Source organism: Pseudomonas sp. AC255 (assembly GCF_979258175.1).
This window is the reverse complement of the sequence record NZ_OZ409841.1, coordinates 2,066,817-2,081,527: the sequence shown is the minus strand read 5'-3', so window position 1 is coordinate 2,081,527 and position 14,711 is coordinate 2,066,817. Positions and strand designations below refer to the sequence as shown.

The following is a 14,711-nucleotide window of genomic DNA, read 5'->3' as shown; positions in this document are numbered from 1 at the left end:
GTGCAACATGGAAAACTTCGACGATATACCAACCCATCAATGGATGGCTTATTCACCACAAATCGATAATCTTTCGTTATTTGAAATGACCCTGCCCGGCGCGCATAACGCCGGTTGTGACTGGGAAGCGTCTTACGCCCTTATTCCCGGGAAAAACTGGCTTGCCTGCCAGGACGTTTCCTTTTATTCGCAGTTGAATCGCGGCGCTCGCGCACTTGATGTTCGCCTTGTATACAACAGCAAGGCGAAACAACTGGCGAGATTCCGTTTCCACCACAATGGATTCAACTCTTCGCGAACGCTTGAAGACCTGATCAGGGACGTTAAGGGGTTTTATGAAAGAAGCCCGAATGAGTTTATCATTCTGGACTTTCATGAACTTTCCAGCGCTACAGATCCATTCAACCATGAGGAATTCAAAACAGCTTTGCTGGAACACCTTGGGGAACGGATCATTCCCACCGACAATCTGCATCTGACAATTGGCCAACTGAAAGTCATCAACCCATTGCAACGCATTATGGTGGCCGCGCCGATGACCTGGGAAAGCGAAGACTTTCGCTTCTACAGACCAATCAATCACAAGTGGATCGGCAAATCACAGGTCAGCACCTCGGATCTTTATGGCTACATAGACAACGTACTGAGCACACCTGTCAGTACGCTCCGCCCATGGTCGCTGTCGGCAACCAGTTACACACTCGGCGGCCCACAGCGGATCCTCGACAGTCTTGACGAGTGGTTCGACCCGGAAAAATCCGATTGGGCGCGCAAGTGCAACATTATCAATTTCGACTTCATCAAAAATTCCAACATCGTGCGTTTCTGCCAAATGGCCAACCTGCAAAAGGCACGCGACAAGCTCAGCTGAGCGGTCACCACGGACGGCCGGTCGGAAGTGGCACAAATGGCAAAAAACGAGGCATGATCGCGCAGCGATAATAAAAAAGTGCCCCGTCATGACCCGAACCGCTCGCGTGACCGACCCTTCCTACGAATTGATGGACGACCATAACGGTTTGTCCATCATCTACCGCCAGCACGGCTTCCCCTGCCCGCTGGTGCGCTGGCATTTCCACAAGGAGTACGAGCTGCACCTGATCGTGGCCAGCTCCGGCAAGGTGTTCATCGGCGATTACATCGGCAACTTCTATCCGGAAACCCTGTTTCTGACCGGTCCCAACCTGCCGCACAACTGGATCAGCCAGGTCGCCGAGGATGAAGTGGTGGAGAAGCGCGACATGCTGGTCAACTTCACCGACGAATTGTTCGAGAGCGGGCACCAGGTGTTCGCTGAGCTGAAATCCCTGGCGCCACTGCTTGAGCGTGCGCAGTACGGCATCGAATTTCGTTGCAAGCGCACGATCCGTCAGGCCATGACACTGATGCAGCGGATCGCCGACAGCACCGGCATCACTCGCCTCGGGCATTTTTTCATCCTGATGGAATTGCTCGCGGCCAGTGATGATTTCCAGTTGTTGTCCGGTGCCACCACGCCGCAACTGGCCGACGAACACAACATCGACCGCACCAACCGCGCGGTCGACTACATCTTCAGCCACTACGCGCGGGACATCTCTCTGGAAGAAGTGGCCGAGCACCTGGGCATGACACCGACCTATTTCAGCCGGGTATTCAAGCAGGCCACCGGGCGCAACTTCATCGAATTCGTCAATCGCCTGCGCATCAGCAAATCCTGTGAGCTGCTGGCCGATGGTGACAAACCGGTGACCGAGGTGTGCTTCGAGTCGGGCTTCAACAATATTTCCAACTTCAATCGACGCTTCCAGCAACTCAAGGGCATGACGCCGTCGCACTATCGACGGCTGGCGGTGCAGCGGCTGACTGAACAGAACCATCTCTGACGACACGCCACCTGTGGGAGCGAGCCTGCTCGCGAAAGCGGTCTGTCTGTGAAAAATCCTGCGGTTGACACACCATCTTCGCGAGCAGGCTCGCTCCCACAAAAAACCGTGCCCCGGCTGGCGAAATCTGTACGCATTCGCTAACGCCCCCTCGCGCAAAACCCCTTCCCTGCGTTCACCCGCTCAAACCCCAGTGCAAAAAAGTATCAACAAAAGTGCTAGGGATGATTTGTCAGCTCCGCCGTGGAAGGCTGTAATCAGCGCAGATTCTTCCTGCATTCGGAAGACACAAAAACAATAACTGTCCTTCTGCCCCGTCGGGTGTCAGAAAAGGAGTGCACGATGCAACCCACTGCAAAAGCTCTGCTCGCTCTCACCTGCATGACCCTCAGCAGCGTCAGCCTTGGCGCCCAGACCCTGACCATCGCCACCGTCAACAACAGCGACATGATCCGCATGCAGAAACTCTCGAAAACCTTCGAGAGCGAGCATCCGGACATCAAGCTCAATTGGGTGGTGCTGGAAGAAAACGTCCTGCGTCAGCGCCTGACGACCGACATCGCCACACAGGGCGGCCAGTTCGACGTATTGACCATCGGCATGTACGAAGCGGCACTCTGGGGCGGCAAGGGTTGGCTGGAGCCGATGAAGGACCTGCCGGCCAGTTACGCCCTCGACGATGTCTTTCCGTCGGTGCGCGAAGGCCTGTCGGTGAAGGGTTCGCTGTATGCGCTGCCGTTTTACGCGGAGAGTTCGATCACCTATTACCGCACCGACCTGTTCAAGGAAGCCGGGCTGACCATGCCGGAGCGGCCGACCTGGGAAGAGATCGCCGGGTTTGCCGAAAAGCTCACCCACAAAGACAAAGAGCAGTACGGCATCTGCCTGCGCGGCAAGGCCGGCTGGGGCGAGAATATGGCGCTGGTCACCACGGTCGCCAATGCTTATGGCGCACGCTGGTTCGATGAGCAGTGGAAACCGGAATTCAGCGGCCCGGAGTGGAAAAACGCGCTGAATTTCTACGTCAACACCATGAAGAAATCCGGCCCGCCAGGCGCATCCAGCAACGGTTTCAACGAAAATCTCGCCCTGTTCAACAGCGGCAAATGCGCGATCTGGGTCGATGCCAGCGTCGCCGGTTCCTTCGTCACCGACAAGACCCAGAGCAAGGTCGCCGATCACGTCGGTTTCACCTTCGCTCCGCATCAAGTCACGGATAAAGGCTCGGCGTGGCTGTATTCGTGGGCGCTGGCGATTCCGACCAGCTCCAAGGCCAAGGACGCAGCAAAAACCTTCAGTGCTTGGGCCACGTCCAAAGAGTACGGCGAACTGGTTGCCAAGACCGATGGCATCGCTAACGTGCCGCCGGGCACCCGCGCTTCGACCTACAGCGATGCTTACATGAGCGCCGCGCCGTTTGCCAAAGTGACGCTGGAATCGCTGAAAGCCGCTGACCCGAGCAAACCGACGCTGAAACCGGTGCCGTACATTGGTATTCAACTGGTGACCATTCCTGAATTCCAGGCAGTCGGCACCCAGGTCGGCAAGCTGTTCTCGGCAGCCCTGATCGGCCAGACCACGGTGGATCAGGCGCTGGCGGCGGCGCAGCAGACCACGGAACGCGAGATGAAGCGCGCGGGTTATCCCAAGTAACCGCTGAATGCCTTGCTCCTGCCTCTTGTGGGAGCGAGCCTGCTCGCGAAGGCGTCGTGTCAGCCAACACACATGACACTGATCCGGCGCTTTCGCGAGCAGGCTCGCTCCCACATGGGGATCTCCATAGGTCTGTATGACTCGGTTGTGAATGCCATGAATACTTCAACTGCCAAAGCCCACATCGACCTGTCGCCACCGCAGCGCAAGCTGCGCGTGCGCAATCCCGGCTGGTTTCTGGTCAGTCCTTCGGTGGCGCTGTTGCTGCTGTGGATGATCGTGCCGCTGGGCATGACCCTGTACTTTTCGATGATCCGCTACAACCTGCTCTACCCCGGCGAGAATGAATTCGTCGGGCTGGAGAACTTCACCTATTTCCTCACTGATTCGGGTTTCATGCCCGGCGCGACCAATACATTGCTGCTGGTTGGCAGCGTGTTGCTGATCAGCGTGGTCTTCGGCGTATTGATCAGCGCGTTGCTGGAGGCCAGCGAATTTCTTGGTCGCGGTCTGGTGCGGGTGATGCTGATCTCGCCGTTCTTCATCATGCCCACCGTCGGCGCGTTGATCTGGAAGAACCTGATTTTCCACCCGGTCTCGGGGATCCTCGCCTACATCTGGAAGCTGTTCGGCGCGCAACCGGTGGACTGGCTGGCGCACTACCCGCTGCTGTCGATCATCATCATTGTTTCGTGGCAATGGCTGCCCTTCGCGATCCTGATTCTGATGACCGCCATGCAGTCGCTGGATCAGGAACAGAAAGAAGCTGCGCGCCTGGACGGTGCCGGCCCGATCGCGATTTTCTGGCACCTGACCCTGCCGCATTTGGCGCGGCCGATTGCTGTGGTGGTGATGATCGAAACGATCTTCCTGCTCTCGGTGTTCGCCGAAATCTTCACCACCACCAACGGTGGCCCCGGCTACGCCTCGACCAACCTCGCCTACCTGATCTACAACCAGGCGCTGGTGCAGTTCGACGTCGGCATGGCTTCGGCCGGCGGTTTGATTGCCGTGGTCATCGCCAACATCGCCGCGATCATTCTGGTGCGAATGATCGGCAAAAACCTGACTGACAAAGCGTGAGGCCTGCCATGACGCTCCAACAATCCCGCCGCCTGCAAAGCCTGCTGCTCGGCACGCTGGCCTGGGCCATCGCGATCGTGATTTTCTTCCCGATCTTCTGGATGGTGATGACCAGTTTCAAGAGCGAAATCGACGCTTTCGCCACGCCGCCGCAGTTCATCTTCACGCCAACGCTGGAGAACTACCTGCACATCAACGAGCGCAGCGACTACTTCAGCTTCGCCTGGAACTCGGTGGTGATCTCCTTCAGCGCCACCGCCCTGTGTCTGTTGATCGCGGTGCCGGCGGCGTACTCGATGGCGTTCTACGAAACCCAGCGCACCAAAGGCACGTTGCTGTGGATGCTCTCGACCAAAATGCTGCCGCCGGTGGGCGTGCTGATGCCGATCTACCTGCTGGCCAAGAGTTTCGGCCTGCTCGACACGCGCATCGCGCTGATCGTGATCTACACGCTGATCAACCTGCCGATCGTGGTCTGGATGGTTTACACCTACTTCAAGGACATTCCCAAAGACATCCTCGAAGCCGCCCGCCTCGACGGTGCGACGTTGTGGCAGGAAATGGTCCGCGTGCTGCTGCCGATCGCCAAGGGCGGCCTCGCCTCTACCGTGCTGCTGTCGCTGATCCTGTGCTGGAACGAGGCGTTCTGGTCGCTGAACCTGACCTCATCGAATGCCGCACCACTGACCGCATTGATCGCCTCGTATTCGAGTCCCGAAGGATTGTTCTGGGCCAAGTTGTCGGCGGTCTCGACCCTGGCCTGTGCGCCGATTCTGATCTTTGGCTGGATCAGCCAGAAGCAACTGGTACGCGGCCTCTCGTTCGGTGCCGTGAAATGACCATCCCGAATCCAACCCTATCCCCTGTGGGAGCGAGCCTGCTCGCGAAAGCGGAGTGTCATTCAACCCTGATGTCGACTGACACGGCCCCTTCGCGAGCAGGCTCGCTCCCACAGAAAAGCCGATCTGGTTTAACCCAATAATAAATTGCGGAGGCCCATCTCATGGCCAACCTGAAAATCAAGAATCTGCAAAAAGGCTTCGAAGGCTTTTCCATCATCAAGGGCATCGACCTTGAAGTGAACGACAAGGAATTCGTGGTCTTCGTCGGCCCGTCGGGCTGCGGCAAATCCACCCTGCTGCGCCTGATCGCCGGCCTTGAAGAGGTCAGCGGCGGCACCATCGAACTCGATGGCCGCGATATCACCGAAGTCAGCCCGGCCAAGCGTGATCTGGCGATGGTATTCCAGACCTACGCGCTGTACCCGCACATGACCGTGAAAAAGAACATGTCGTTCGCCCTCGACCTGGCCGGCGTGCCGAAAGCCGAGGTCGAGCGCAAGGTCGGCGAAGCGGCACGCATTCTTGAACTCGGGCCGATGCTCGAGCGCAAACCCAAACAGCTGTCCGGCGGTCAGCGTCAGCGCGTGGCGATCGGCCGCGCCATCGTGCGCAACCCGAAGATTTTCCTCTTCGATGAGCCGCTGTCCAACCTCGACGCGGCGTTGCGCGTGCAGATGCGTCTGGAACTGCTGCGCCTGCATAAAGACCTGCAAGCGACGATGATTTATGTGACCCACGATCAGGTCGAAGCGATGACCATGGCCGACAAAGTCGTGGTGCTCAATGGCGGCAGGATCGAGCAGGTCGGCTCGCCGCTGGACCTGTATCACAACCCGGCCAACCTGTTTGTCGCGGGCTTTCTCGGCACGCCGAAAATGGGTTTCCTCAAAGGCAAGATTGCCCGCATCGACGGCGCCAGCTGCGAAGTTTCGCTGGACGCCGGCACACGCATCACCCTGCCGCTCAACGCCGCCAACCTCAGTGTCGGCAGCGCTGTCACGCTGGGCATTCGCCCGGAACATCTTGAACTGGCGCAACCCGGCGACTGCACGTTGCAAGTGACTGCCGACGTCAGCGAACGCCTTGGCAGCGACACCTTCTGCCACGTCACCACCAGCGCCGACGAAGCCCTGACCATGCGCGTGCGCGGCGATCTGGCCAGCCGTTACGGCGAGCAATTGAGCCTGCGCCTGGACCCGACTCACTGCCATCTGTTCGATGCCGAAGGTGTGGCGCTGACCCGTCCGCTGCGTGCTGCGGCCTGATTTCGAGACTATCCGATGAAACTCAACCAACAGAACCTCAATCGCCTCGCCGCCCAGGTGCAACTGCCAGGCTACGACCTCGGCGACACACTCCAGGGCATCGCCCACATTGGCGTCGGTGGTTTCCATCGTGCGCATCAGGCGTATTACACCGATGCCTTGATGAACACTGGCGAAGCGCTGGACTGGGCAATCTGCGGCGTCGGGCTACGCCCGGAAGATCGCCGCGCCCGCGATGATCTGCGCGAGCAGGATTACCTGTTCACCCTGTTTGAGCTGGGCGACAGCGATGACACCGAAGTGCGCGTCATTGGCGCGATCCGCGACATGCTGCTGGCCGAAGATGACGCCCAGACGCTGATCGACAAACTCGCCGAACCACAGATCCGTATCGTTTCGCTAACCATCACCGAGGGCGGTTACTGCATCGACGACAGCAACGGCGAGTTCATGGCGCATCTGCCGCAGATTCAACACGACTTGGCCCAGCCCGAGGCGCCGGGCACCGTGTTCGGTTTCCTCTGCGCCGCGTTGGCCAAACGGCGTGCGGCGGGCGTTCCGGCATTTACTGTGATGTCCTGCGATAACCTGCCGCACAACGGCGCGGTCGCGCGCAAGGCACTGCTGGCCTTCGCCGCCCTGCGTGAGCCGGATCTGCGCGACTGGATCGACCAGAACGTCAGTTTCCCCAACGCCATGGTTGATCGCATCACACCGATGACCAGCACCGCGCATCGCCTGCAACTGGCCGACAAACACGGCGTCGACGATGCCTGGCCGGTGGTCTGCGAACCATTTGTGCAGTGGGTGCTGGAAGACAAATTCGTCAACGGCCGCCCGGCATGGGAAAAGGTCGGCGTGCAGTTCACCGACGATGTGTCGCCGTACGAAGAGATGAAAATCAAACTGCTCAACGGCAGTCACCTGGCGCTCACCTATCTGGGTTTCCTCAAGGGTTATCGCTTCGTCCACGAGACCATGAACGATCCGCTGTTCGTGCGTTACATGCGCGCTTATATGGATCTGGATGTCACGCCGCAGCTGGCCCCGGTACCGGGCATTGATCTGAGCGAATACAAGGACACGCTGGTCGCGCGGTTTTCCAATCAGGCGATTGCCGATCAGTTGGAGCGCGTGTGTTCGGATGGCTCATCGAAGTTTCCCAAGTTCACCGTCCCGACGATCAATCGGCTGATCGCCGATGGCCACGAGACCAAACGTGCAGCGCTGGTCGTGGCGGCGTGGGGGCTGTATTTGAAGGGCGTGGATGAGAATGGCGATACGTATTCGATTCCGGACCCGCGAGCGGCGTTTTGCCAGGGGCTGGTGGCGGACGATGGGTTGATCACGGAGCGGTTGCTGGCTGTTGAAGAGATTTTCGGCACAGCGATACCGAAGTCGGCGGAGTTTGTTGCAGCGTTCGAGTGGTGCTGCCAGAGTTTGCGCGAGGTTGGGGTTTCGGGGACTCTGGAACGGGTGCTCGGCTGAAAAGCCCCTCACCCTAGCCCTCTCCCGGAGGGAAAGGGAACCGACCGCGTGGTTCTTCCGTTATTCATCGACCTGAAATTCCGAGTCGAATACAGAGTGTGAAAGGCATGAAAATCTGCTCCTTTTCCCCTCGCCCCCATGGGGGAGAGGGCTGGGGTGAGGGGGTAGCTCTTGATCTTCAGCGCAATCTGACAGGCCCATACATGACAACAACAAAGCTCTTCCTGGGTATCGACTGCGGCACCCAAGGCACCAAAGCGATCATCCTCGATGCCGGCAGCGGCCAGGTGCTCGGTCTGGGCGCAGCGCCGCACACGATGATCAGTGGCGCCAACGGCCGCCGCGAACAAGACGTTCAACAGTGGCTCGACGCTTTCGTCAGCGCCACCCGCCAGGCCTTGCAAGCCGCCAATGTCGACGGCCAGGCGATCCTCGGCGTTGGCGTCTCCGGCCAGCAACACGGTTTGGTCCTGCTCGATGAGCAAGGCGCAGTGCTGCGCCCGGCCAAGCTCTGGTGCGATACCGAAACCACACCTGAAAACGAGCGCTTGCTCGCGCAACTGGGCGGCGAGCAAGGTTCGCTGGAACGCCTCGGCGTGGTCATTGCGCCGGGCTACACGGTGTCGAAACTGCTGTGGACCAAAGAGCAGCATCCCGACGTGTTCTCACGCATCGCCCGAATCCTTTTGCCCCACGACTACCTCAATTACTGGCTCACCGGCCGCGCTTGCAGCGAATACGGCGATGCCTCCGGCACCGGTTATTTCAACGTGCGCACGCGGCAATGGGATGTGCAGATCCTGCGCGACATCGACGCCAGCGGCCGTTTGCAAACCGCGCTGCCGGAGCTGATCGACGCGCACGCCGCCGTCGGCACTCTCCTCCCGGCAATCGCCGAGCAACTCGGCATCAACCCCAACGCGGTGGTTTCCAGCGGCGGTGGCGACAACATGATGGGCGCCATCGGCACCGGCAATATCCAGCCCGGCGCGATCACCATGAGCCTCGGTTCGTCCGGCACGGTCTACGCGTTCTCCGACGCACCGAACGTCAGCGCCGACGCCTCGGTTGCCACGTTCTGTTCCTCCAGCGGCGGCTGGCTGCCGCTGATCTGCACCATGAATTTGACCAACGCCACCGGTGCGATTCGCGAACTGTTCAGGCTCGATCTGCCGACCTTCAACGAACTGGTCGCGCAGTCGCCGATCGGCGCCGAAGGCGTGAGCATGTTGCCGTTCCTCAACGGCGAACGCGTGCCCGCCCTGCCCCACGCCACCGGCAGCCTGCACGGGCTGACGATGGACAATCTGACCCAGGCCAATCTGTGCCGCGCGGCTGTCGAAGGCACCACCTTCGGTTTGCGCTATGGGCTGGATTTGCTCCGCCAGAATGGTTTACAAAGCCTGCGCATCTGCCTGATCGGCGGCGGCTCGAAGAGCGCGGTGTGGCGGCAGATCGTCGCCGACATCATGAACGCCCCGGTGATCTGCACCGAACAAAGCGAAGCCGCCGCACTGGGTGCGGCGATTCAAGCGGCGTGGTGCGCATCGCGCTCGAACGGCGATGATGTGTCCCTGGCCGATCTGTGCGAACGCTGCGTCAAACTCGACGCGCGCAGTGAAACCCTGCCGATCGCCGCCAATGTCGCGGCGTTCCAGCAGGCTTACGAACGCTATCAACAGCATGTCGCAACCCTATAACGAGCAAACAACTATGTACCTGGTGTGTGGCGAAGCCCTGTTTGATTTTTTCAGCGAAAACGACGCCAGCGGTCTGGCCTCGAAAGTCAATTTCAAGGCAATTGCCGGCGGCTCGCCGTTCAACGTTGCCGTAGGTTTGCGGCGTTTGGGCGTGGACTCGGCGCTCTTCGGTGGGCTGTCCACCGACTACCTCGGCCGCCGTTTGCAGCAAGTGCTGCAGGACGAAGGCGTGCGCCCGGATTATCTGGTGGATTTTGCCGCCCCGACCACCCTGGCAATGGTCGCGGTAGGCGCCAATGGCTCGCCGCATTACAGCTTCCGTGGCGAAGGCTGCGCCGATCGGCAACTGAGCGAGGCGCATCTGCCGACACTTGGCGACGAGGTGCGCGGCCTGCACATCGGCTCGTTTTCGCTGGTGGTGCAGCCGATTGGCGACACGTTGCTGAAACTGGTCCAACGCGAAAGCGGCAAACGCCTGATCAGCCTCGACCCCAACGTGCGCCTCAATCCCGAGCCGAACATCGAGCTATGGCGCGAACGCATCGCCACGCTGGTACGACTGGCTGATCTGATCAAAGTCAGCGACGAAGACCTGAGCCTGCTCTATCCCGAGCAGGATCCGCAGCATGTTATTGAAAGCTGGCTCGAGCATCGCTGCCAGATCGTGTTCCTGACACGCGGTGGCGACGGCGCAACGGTGTTCAGTCGCACCCATGGCTCGTGGTCGGTGCCGGCCAATCAGGTTCAGATCGCCGATACGGTAGGCGCCGGCGACACCTTCCAGGCCGCGCTGATCACCTGGCTGACCGAACATTCGCTGGACTCGGTCGAAGGCGTCCAGCAGCTCAGTCGAGAGCAAATCGACGGCATGCTCAGGTTCGCCGTACAAGCCGCCGCACTGACCTGCAGCAAAACCGGTCCGGATCTGCCCTATCGTCATCAATTGAGCTGAGCGCGTAGACTGTCGGCCTTTTTGCGCACGACGGAAAACAGCTCTTGAATCACAGGCACATCCTCGCCCTCCTGACCCTGGCCACCCTGCTGAGCGGTTGCGGCACCTCGCCGCCCCGCTCCCCGGAAGACATCTGCGCAATCTTCCGCGAGAAAAGCGATTGGTACGACGCTGCGCAAGTCACCCAGAAACGCTGGGGCGTGCCGATCCAGGTGCCGTTCGCGATCATGTATCAGGAATCCGGCTACCGCTACGACGCCAAGACGCCGCGCAAATACCTGCTCTGGGTGATTCCTTGGGGCCGCGTCTCGACCGCTTCCGGTTATGCGCAAGCCAAGGATGAAGTCTGGGCCGACTACCAGAAAAGCACCGGCCGCAACTGGGCCGACCGCGAAGACTTCGACGACGCCATCGACTTCGTCGGCTGGTACATGGACAAGACCACCTCGATCAACGGCGTGTACAAATACGACGCCTATAACCAGTACCTGAACTACCACGAAGGTTGGGGCGGCTTCCGCAACAAGACCTACGCGAGCAAAGCCTGGCTACCGCCGACCGCACGCAAGGTGCAGAACCGTTCGGATCTGTATGCGCAGCAATACGCCGGGTGCAAGGAAGACCTCAATCGCGGGTTCTGGAGCCGGTTCTGGCATTGGTTGTAGAAGCCCATCGCGAGCAGGCTCGCTCCCACAGGACCTTAGTGAACGCCGATTTTGTCTACACACGAGCAACCTGTGGGAGCGGGCTTGCCCGCGATGGCAATCTCTCAAACACCATCAAAGTCTATGAAAGGCCCGATTTCACTGACCCAAACCGCCCTCCTAAGGGTTTTCCCTATGGCATCAAGGCCCCACACCTACGCCATTTGCGCCTTGAATGAGGCCGTCTAATCCTGCAACATCCATCACCTGCTTATTCAACGGACGGAATTCAAGGCATGCTGGACGCCAATGCAACCCACATCACCCTCTCGATCGAAGACGCCAACGCCGACTTGCAAGTCCTCAGCTTCACCGGTCGCGAAGCCCTCAACGAACCGTTCCGTTTCGACCTCGAACTGGTCAGCGCCCGCCCCGACCTGAAGCTCGAAGAGCTGCTGCACAAGCGCGCCTGCCTGACGTTCGGCGCCACCGGCGAAGGCAAGATTCACGGCCAGGTCTATCGCATCGAGCAGGGCGACTCCGGCAAGACCCTGACCCGCTACAGCATCAGCCTGATGCCACAACTGGCCTATCTGCAGCACAACCATGATCAGCAGATCTTCCAGCAACTGACGGTGCCGAAAATCATCGCCCAGGTGCTGGAAGATCGCGGCATTCTCTCCGACGCCTACAGCTTCCAGCTCGGCGCCGAGTATCCGGAACGCGATTATTGCGTGCAATACGACGAGTCCGACCTGCATTTCATCCAGCGTCTGTGCGAAGAGGAAGGCATTCACTTCCACTTCCAGCACAGCAGCAGCGGCCACAAACTGGTGTTCGGCGACGACCAGACCGTATTCCGCAAACTGAAGCCGGTCAGCTATCAGCAAGACTCCGGCATGGCTGCGGAGAAACCGGTGATCAAGCGCTTCAACCTGCGCCTGGAAACCCGCACCACCCGCGTCAGCCGTCGCGACTACGATTTCGAAAAACCAAAGCTGCTGCCCGAAGGCGCGGTCAAATCCGAATTCGCCCCGGATCTGGAAGACTACGATTACCCCGGCCGCTTCACCACCCGCGAGCGCGGCAAGTTCCTCTCGACTCGCGCCCTCGAACGCCATCGCAGCGACTACAAACTCGCCGAAGGCAAAGGTGATGAACCGACGCTGACCAGCGGCCATTTCCTCACGCTCGCCGAACACCCGCGCGCCGAGTGGAACGACCTGTGGCTGCTGCTGGAAGTCTTCCACGAAGGCAAACAGCCGCAAGTGCTCGGCGAAAACGTCACCAGCGACGTCACCGACAACAAAAGCGATTTCCATCAGGGCTACCGCAACAGCTTCCTCGCCACCCCGTGGGACGCGCACTACCGCCCTGCCCTCGAACACCCGAAACCGAAAGTCCTCGGCAGCCAGACCGCCGTCGTCACCGGCCCTGCCGGTGAAGAAATCCACTGCGATCAATACGGCCGCATCAAGGTGCAATTCCACTGGGACCGCGACGGCCAGTCCGACGATAAAACCACCTGCTGGATGCGCGTCGCCAGCGGCTGGGCCGGCGCAGCCTACGGCGGCATTGCCATCCCGCGCATCGGCATGGAAGTCCTCGTCACCTTCCTCGAAGGCGACCCCGACCAGCCACTCGTCACCGGCTGCCTGTACCACAAGGAAAACGTCGTCCCCTACGACCTCCCGGCCAACAAGACCCGCAGCACCTTCAAAACCCTCAGCTCCCCGGGCGGCAAGGGCTACAACGAATTCCGCATCGAAGACAAAAAAGGCGCCGAACAGATCTACATCCACGCCCAGCGCGACTGGGACGAAAACATCGAACACGACCAGAAAATCCGCGTCGGCAACGAACGCCACGACACCGTTGAAGCCAACGTGTTGAGCGAGTTCAAGGTCGAAGAACACCGGATCACCCATCTGAATCGCATCAGTGAGATGCGCGCGGATGATCACCTGACGGTGGGAGTGACGCAGCATGTGAAGGTTGGGACTGGGCAGTTTGTTGAGGCCGGCAACGAAATCCATTATTACGCCGGCCAGAGAGTCGTGGTCGAAGGCGCCATGGAACTGACCGCCAAGGCTGGCGGCAGCTTCGTCAAGGTCGATGCGGGTGGCGTGACCATCAGCGGCGCTGAGGTGAAGGTCAATACCGGCGGCTCGCCCGGGGTGGGCACGCCGGCGGCGCCGTTGTTGCCGGGGCCGATGAAGGTTGTGGATGCGGATAAGGCGGGGAAAGCACCGCTCCCTGCCCGTCTTAATGAGTCAGGTATCACCCCGCTGTGCGGAAAACAGAGTAACGGCGCTTGCAGCCGTAAGGATTGCACATGCATGTAAAAGCGCTGAGCGCTCTCCTCGCCGAGCCTCGTTACGACTTTTCAGACCTGCCCGCTACAAGCGAATCGCTGTGTTTCATCATCGACCAAGGGCTCCAGCCAGACGCTTTGGGTCGTCTTTATCGATTAGGCGAACCCGTCGTCGCTCAAGGTCTGTTTGTAGGGACAGACCTTGCAGAGATTCCTGACGAGCCATTGTGGCTGGTGGCCCCAAAGGGCGGCAAAGTGGCAAAGGTCGCTGTGGAACTATGTGAGGAACGCTTTTCGGGAATTGCAATCTCAACCCGGGATCCTGAAAAAGCTCTGGCTCATGCGCGCTGGCTGCTTAAGGCAAACGATGGTTCAGGTGGCCAAAGTCTGCTGAGTTTCCACAAGCCGAGTTTATGGGCTGCGCTGGCCTACACCGCCGATAAAGCATTCGACCAGTTACTAGGCTGCTGGGAGGCGGTCTACAGCCCTGCGCCGATTCATTTCGGTCAAGAGCGTGGGCGATGGCTGACCTGGAAGGCCACCGATCAATCAACGTGGGACGGTGACAGAGCGGCGTTCAATCTGCCCGAGGCGGCCGCGAAAGTACAAGCGCGCCTGGGCTGGATGTACTGGATCGATGAGGAATACACAGCATTCAATGAGCCATCCGATGACCGCTTGAATGACATGGCGGACAACCTCGACATGCTGCTCAAAAACAACATTTATGATGGCGATCACCTGCTCAAGCTTGGCCATGTCGTGAACGGTCCGCTGTTCGAGACCCAGCCTGGGATCATGGCGATCCTGCAATCAAAGGACGAGTCGTTTATCAAAGTAGATCGGCTCCTGGAATCAGCCGCCGTTGCCCAACACTAAGGCGACGCGACAACAGAACGGAATCA

Annotated in this window: 12 protein-coding genes; all 12 read left to right on the top strand. The window is 59.6% G+C overall.

Annotated elements, in window-relative coordinates:
* Nucleotides 1-7 precede the first annotated feature (7 nt).
* The 12 genes from ACZZ0K_RS09660 to ACZZ0K_RS09605 all read left to right on the top strand — a co-directional run bounded on the left by ACZZ0K_RS09660 (nt 8) and on the right by ACZZ0K_RS09605 (nt 14,685).
* A complete protein-coding gene (locus ACZZ0K_RS09660; RefSeq protein ID WP_258706760.1) occupies nt 8-871 on the top strand; it encodes a PI-PLC domain-containing protein in 864 nt (287 codons plus the stop codon).
* 88 nt (nt 872-959) lie between these two features.
* Nucleotides 960-1,865, top strand: a complete 906-nt coding sequence (locus tag ACZZ0K_RS09655; protein WP_056789758.1) for an AraC family transcriptional regulator — start codon at nt 960-962, stop codon at nt 1,863-1,865.
* A 342-nt stretch (nt 1,866-2,207) separates the two neighbouring features.
* Nucleotides 2,208-3,518: an ABC transporter substrate-binding protein gene (locus ACZZ0K_RS09650; protein WP_056789755.1), complete on the top strand. Its 1,311-nt coding sequence runs from the start codon at nt 2,208-2,210 to the stop codon at nt 3,516-3,518.
* A 156-nt stretch (nt 3,519-3,674) separates the two neighbouring features.
* Nucleotides 3,675-4,601: a carbohydrate ABC transporter permease gene (locus ACZZ0K_RS09645; RefSeq protein ID WP_041480415.1), complete on the top strand. Its 927-nt coding sequence runs from the start codon at nt 3,675-3,677 to the stop codon at nt 4,599-4,601.
* A gap of 8 nt (nt 4,602-4,609) precedes the next feature.
* On the top strand, nt 4,610-5,440 hold the full coding sequence (locus tag ACZZ0K_RS09640) for a carbohydrate ABC transporter permease (RefSeq protein ID WP_016774872.1): 831 nt from the start codon (nt 4,610-4,612) through the stop codon (nt 5,438-5,440).
* A gap of 164 nt (nt 5,441-5,604) precedes the next feature.
* Complete coding sequence (locus ACZZ0K_RS09635) at nt 5,605-6,708, top strand: ABC transporter ATP-binding protein (protein ID WP_258706761.1); 1,104 nt, start codon at nt 5,605-5,607, stop codon at nt 6,706-6,708.
* 15 nt (nt 6,709-6,723) lie between these two features.
* Nucleotides 6,724-8,196 (top strand): mannitol dehydrogenase family protein, encoded by a 1,473-nt coding sequence (locus ACZZ0K_RS09630; protein WP_463559084.1) that lies wholly within the window; start codon nt 6,724-6,726, stop codon nt 8,194-8,196.
* A 203-nt stretch (nt 8,197-8,399) separates the two neighbouring features.
* The gene (gene xylB, locus ACZZ0K_RS09625; RefSeq protein WP_258706763.1) at nt 8,400-9,896 is read left to right on the top strand and encodes a xylulokinase; all 1,497 of its coding nucleotides are present in this window, start codon (nt 8,400-8,402) and stop codon (nt 9,894-9,896) included.
* 13 nt (nt 9,897-9,909) lie between these two features.
* A complete protein-coding gene (locus tag ACZZ0K_RS09620; protein WP_252878274.1) occupies nt 9,910-10,848 on the top strand; it encodes a carbohydrate kinase family protein in 939 nt (312 codons plus the stop codon).
* Between the two features lie 44 nt (nt 10,849-10,892).
* Entirely contained in the window at nt 10,893-11,513 is a 621-nt protein-coding gene (locus tag ACZZ0K_RS09615; RefSeq protein ID WP_016774877.1) for a transglycosylase SLT domain-containing protein, read from the top strand.
* 275 nt (nt 11,514-11,788) lie between these two features.
* A complete protein-coding gene (locus ACZZ0K_RS09610) occupies nt 11,789-13,837 on the top strand; it encodes a type VI secretion system Vgr family protein (RefSeq protein ID WP_258706764.1) in 2,049 nt (682 codons plus the stop codon).
* Nucleotides 13,828-14,685 (top strand): DUF4123 domain-containing protein, encoded by an 858-nt coding sequence (locus ACZZ0K_RS09605; protein ID WP_095180118.1) that lies wholly within the window; start codon nt 13,828-13,830, stop codon nt 14,683-14,685. The genes ACZZ0K_RS09610 and ACZZ0K_RS09605 overlap by 10 nt, the downstream gene beginning before the upstream one ends.
* The last annotated feature ends 26 nt before the right edge of the window (nt 14,686-14,711 follow it).